This is a genomic window from Rhodococcus sp. C26F (genome assembly GCF_053345925.1).
Genome location: NZ_JBKFBA010000094.1, coordinates 1 through 4,881 on the forward strand (window position 1 = coordinate 1; position 4,881 = coordinate 4,881).

A 4,881-nucleotide genomic window follows, 5' to 3' on the forward strand; every position below is an offset into this window, starting at 1 on the left:
ACCTGCCAGAGTCCCGTCACTCCGGGGCGCACCAACAGCCGGCGCTTGACCCGACCGTCGTAGGCTTCGACCTCACGCCGCAACGGCGGACGCGGACCCACCACGCTCATCTCGCCACGAATGACATTGAGGAACTGCGGCAACTCGTCGATGCTGAACCGACGCATCACCTTGCCGATACGGGTGACCCGCGGATCGTCCTTCATCTTGAACAGCGGACCGGCACCCTCGTTCTGCGCCAGCAACGTGTCGACCATCTTGTCGGCATTGGTCACCATCGAGCGGAACTTGATCATCCCGAACGGCGTGCCGTCGATGCCGATACGCTCGGCCTTGTAGAAGATCGGACCCCGATCCTCGAGCTTGATGAGCAGGGCGACGACCGCGAACACCGGAGCCAACGCCAGCAATGCCAGGCTTGCGAACGCCAGGTCGAAGATCCGCTTCCCCGAGCGCTTGGCCCCGTGGTAGCTGGGCTTCTCCACGTGGATCAGCGGCAGACCGGCGACCGGGCGCATCTCGATCCGCGGACCGGCCACATCGACCACACCGGTGGCGACCACCAGGTCGGTGTCGAGCGGCTCGAGCTGCCAGACCAGATCGTGCAACCCCTCGCTGCCCAGGGTTTCGGTGGCGGTGACCACCACCGAGTCCGCCCCCGACAACTTGAGTGCTTCGACGACGGAGTGTTCGTCGCCGTAGATGGTGATCTCCCGGCCGTCGACATCGATCACATCACCGGGGGCACCCGAATAACGGGGCACACAGACACCGACGACGCGGTAGCCCTCGCCGTCCTTGCGGGAGAAGGTGCGGGTCATATGCCGCACCGCTCGCGCGCCACCCACAACGAGTACCGACGTGTGGAAGTCGCCCCGAGCACGCTTGCGCGCGATCACCTTCCGCCACACCCATCGCGTCAGCAGCAAACCGCCAAGACCGACTGGCAGTGCGATCGCCAAATATCCACGTGCCAGTTCCAGGCGAAATACAAGTGCAACAATCGCGATGAACCCGAACAGTCGAGCCGTACTCGAAACGACACGTTGATACTCGCTATGACCTGCGCCGATGACACGCCGTGACCGCGTGCGGAATAGCGCGAGAGTGATCAACCAGAGACCGACAAGCCCCGCCGAGATCAGGGCATAACTGAGTTCGGAGACCGGTTCCGTTGTCAATAGGTCGCCCTGCCCGAATCGGACGGTATGTGCCACAACGACGGCCAGCACAACGACAATCGCATCGGACCAGATCAATCGACTGATGTAGGACCGCTGCCAGTTTCGACGATTGGTCGACCGCGACGGTTGGTGCTGCCCGCGAACAGAATTGACGTTGTCCCCCACGAGTGCATCGGGTACGCCGTGACTCGCCTCCCCGATGGCAGTCATAGCCCAACCACCCTCATCGTTGTCTCCTCCCCGAGACATTTGCTGCTCACTCGAACAAGCAACGCCGGACGCGGTCCGCGTACCCTCCCCGGTCGCGTGACCTGCCCGTGGCGTGCCCAGTCGGGCGCAGTTCCTCCAGTTGTACGCGTGCCGCTCCTATGCGAAAACGCTCTTTGAGACTGTAACGTTACTTACGAGATACGGCAGCTTGAACAGTCGTCCAGATCGGACGTTGTTTGAGCTTGTGGCGCAGCGACGCGTCGGATGATCATTCAATGCTTCGAAGCCGTGTCCGAGGCATTCGTCCCAGTTGTCTTGCACTTTCAGTGCATTCCCCGATTCGCGAACCCTATGACCGCCCCCTAGACTGCGCTTACCGACCGCCATGTTTTGCGGGAATCCAGGTCGGGATCTGAACGGTGAGATCTATCTCACCGTTGTTCAACGTTTTGACCGGGCAATCGCGGGTAATCCGGCGCGGTCATGCGCTCGACAGGGGAGGCGAGGGTAGAACCATGAAAGAAGAAGCAGGAGTGCATAAAGCGTTCCGAACGGCCGTGGTACCGGCAGCGGGGATGGGAACTCGGTTCCTGCCGGCCACAAAGACTGTGCCGAAGGAATTGCTACCGGTAGTTGACACGCCGGGCATCGAACTCGTCGCGACCGAAGCCGCTCATTCGGGAGCTCAGCGACTTCTCATTGTGACTTCGCCCGGAAAGGACGGGGTCGTAGCGCATTTCGTGGACGACTTCGACCTCGAGGTTCACCTCGAAGCGAAGGGTAAGCTCAAGCTACTTGAGAAAGTACGGCGGGCGCCCAATTTGCTCACCGTTGAATCGGTTGTCCAGGAGAAGCCGCTCGGGCTCGGCCACGCTGTCGGCTGCGCCGAAGCTGCGCTGGAACCGGACGAAGACGCGATCGCAGTTCTTCTCCCGGACGACCTCGTGCAACCGAGCGGCATCCTGGAAACGATGGCTCGTGTCCGAGCTAAGCGTGGGGGAACGGTGCTGTGCGCCATCGACGTTCCGAAGAGCCAGGTGAGCTCGTACGGCGTGTTCGAGGTAGAGGAAGTACCCAACGTCGCAAATCCGGATGTTCTCCGAGTTCGCGGCATGGTGGAGAAGCCGGCTCTTGCCGATGCTCCGTCCACACTTGCCGCCGCTGGCCGCTATCTGCTGGACCGTGACATCTTCGATGCCCTCCGTCGGATCAAGCCGGGCGCGGGCGGGGAACTCCAATTGACTGACGCGATCGCGCTGCTGATCGAGGAAGGTCACCCGGTCCACGTCGTCGTGCATCGTGGGACCCGCCACGACTTGGGCAACCCGGGTGGATATCTCCGGGCAGCGATCGATGCCGCTCTCGACAGCGAGGAATACGGCGACGGCCTCCGTAAGTGGCTCCACCAGCGGCTGGACTTGGACGTCATCTGAACGGAGTACGGCCGAATTACATCAATGGGACTTAGGTCCCATCCTCGATATGCCGTAGGTCCCGCATTCTGGTTAAATCCTCAAGTGTGTTGCCTCCCCGCAACATGCCCCTTCCCCTCCCCGGGAATTGGCGGCACCGGGCCCCGCTGGCTCCTCCCCTCTGCCAGCGGGGCTCGCTCGACTTCGGGACAGCTCACCCGCGAGCTATCAAGAGCGGTCCGAGACCGCACGATCCAGTTCGCAAACGTTGACGCCTTTCGGACTCGGTGCCAAGATGATCAACCACGCGCTCGAACGCGCGTGCGAACAATTCAAAACAGATGGCCCGCCGCGACTGGCATCGCGACGGGCCGGATGTCCGACTGATATGTCGAGAAGTTTGTCAAGAGAGCAGAGTGAGGCGCCACCGGGGAGCGGCCCCGGGGACGCCTCTACGCTTCGCCACCAAGCCCTATGGTGAGCGTGTCGATAAAACGACGCGCGGTCAGACTGATATACGCGGATTGGCTACCGCAGGACGGTGTTCGGCAGGATCGCATCCGCGTGTCTAAAATCGAGCGTCGGCCCCGAGAGACCTGCTCATAGTCGGATCGCGGGTCGATCCACGCGCTTGTCATCACCGAGCTCGCCGGCGAAGCAGTTCAGGGGACGATCAGCAGTCCATCACCGCCAACGACCAGCACCAGCCCGCCAGCTCACGCGCGATCGCCACGTTCGCAATCACCGGCCGTTTCCGGCGCTCGAGGAACCCTACCCACCGGCCGTGCAGGCGACGATTACCCTCGTCACCACGGACACGGGCCGCTGCCGGGGCCTGATCCCACCGCGACCGCATCACCGCCCCGACGGAATATCGAGGTCGGTGATGCCAGGCAGCTTCCACGAGCAGGCGACGCGCATGGGTGTTGCCGGTCTTCGTAATCGACCCCTGCACCCGTGACGAACCGGACGAGTACTCCGACGGCACCAATCCGACGAACGAACCGATGGTATTGCCGGTGAACCGGTTCCAGTCGCCGATCTCCACCGCCAAACCGAACCCGGTCAAGGTACCCACCCCACGCAAACAGCACATCCGGCGCACCACCGGGGTGAATTCACTTGCGGCAGCCATCTCTTCGATCGCCGTATCGAGACGCCGACGCCGGGCCTGCATCGTGAGGACATGCTCGTAGTCGGCGTCGAACGCCATCCTGGTCGCCGCCGCGGTCAGCTGTGGTGCTGCCTCGGTGCGCAGCCATCGATCGTGCACTCCGGTCCACGCCGCTCCGCCGTAGTAGACGATGCCATGCCGCAAGAGCAGTTTCGACAGGCGGTGACGGGCCCGCATCAGATCGCCGCGGCAATCCTCTCGGGCCCGCACGAGATCGCGGGCCGCTTCCTGATCCACGGTGGGGATCGACACCGTGCAGATCTCGTCGAGTCGCAGCAACCGGGCCAGGTGTAGCGCATCTCGGGTATCGGTCTTGACTCGGTCTCCAGCCGGTTTCTGCAGTTTGGACGGGGCGGCCACTTCACACCGCACCTGCGCGTCCGTCAACGCTCGATACAGTCCGAAGCCGGTCGGGCCGGCCTCGTAGGTCACTGCTGCAGGACTCGGAAGATCCGCGATCCAGGACCGGATGTGGTCGTAGGACGGCGTCAGTTTGGTTTGGAACACTTCGCCGGTGACGTTGTCGATGGCCGCTGCCGCGACCGAACGTGCGTGCACGTCCAGTCCAACGCTCGTACGCTCGGTAAACACCGGGGCCTCCCACAATTGTCGGATAGGCCGGACAGACGGGCTTTGTCTGCTCGGTAACCCACGAATCTTGTGCGTGAGGCCTCGGCCTGGCCGAGGTGGGGCCACAGTCATCGGGGCGTCCCTCGATCATCGCGTATCCGCTCAACGCAGGCCGTGATGTCAACGTGGAGCACGCGCAGCGCAGCGAGCATGAACGACGTTGACATCGACCCCTGCGCTGAGCGCGCCCTCATCGACCGAGGGACGTACCGGCTCACCAAGAGGAGCGAAACCCCCACGAACAAGCGGTGTGTCACTCCATATCGTCTAA

General features: G+C 62.9%; 3 protein-coding genes. 1 reads left to right on the forward strand and 2 read right to left on the reverse strand.

Features of this window, described 5'->3' with window-relative positions; all coding sequences use genetic code 11:
- Positions 1-1,433 (reverse strand): sugar transferase (locus ACLBYD_RS30440; protein ID WP_447819370.1); only part of this gene is annotated, 1,433 nt, incomplete at its 3' end.
- Positions 1,434-1,909: 476 nt separating this feature from the next.
- On the opposite strand from ACLBYD_RS30440, the gene ACLBYD_RS30445 reads away from it, so the two are divergent.
- Positions 1,910-2,827 (forward strand): UTP--glucose-1-phosphate uridylyltransferase, encoded by a 918-nt coding sequence (locus ACLBYD_RS30445; RefSeq protein ID WP_447819371.1) that lies wholly within the window; start codon positions 1,910-1,912, stop codon positions 2,825-2,827.
- Between the two features lie 652 nt (positions 2,828-3,479).
- Here ACLBYD_RS30445 and ACLBYD_RS30450 read toward each other — a convergent pair.
- Positions 3,480-4,571: an IS110 family transposase gene (locus ACLBYD_RS30450; RefSeq protein WP_447816405.1), complete on the reverse strand. Its 1,092-nt coding sequence runs from the start codon at positions 4,569-4,571 to the stop codon at positions 3,480-3,482.
- Positions 4,572-4,881 lie beyond the last annotated feature (310 nt).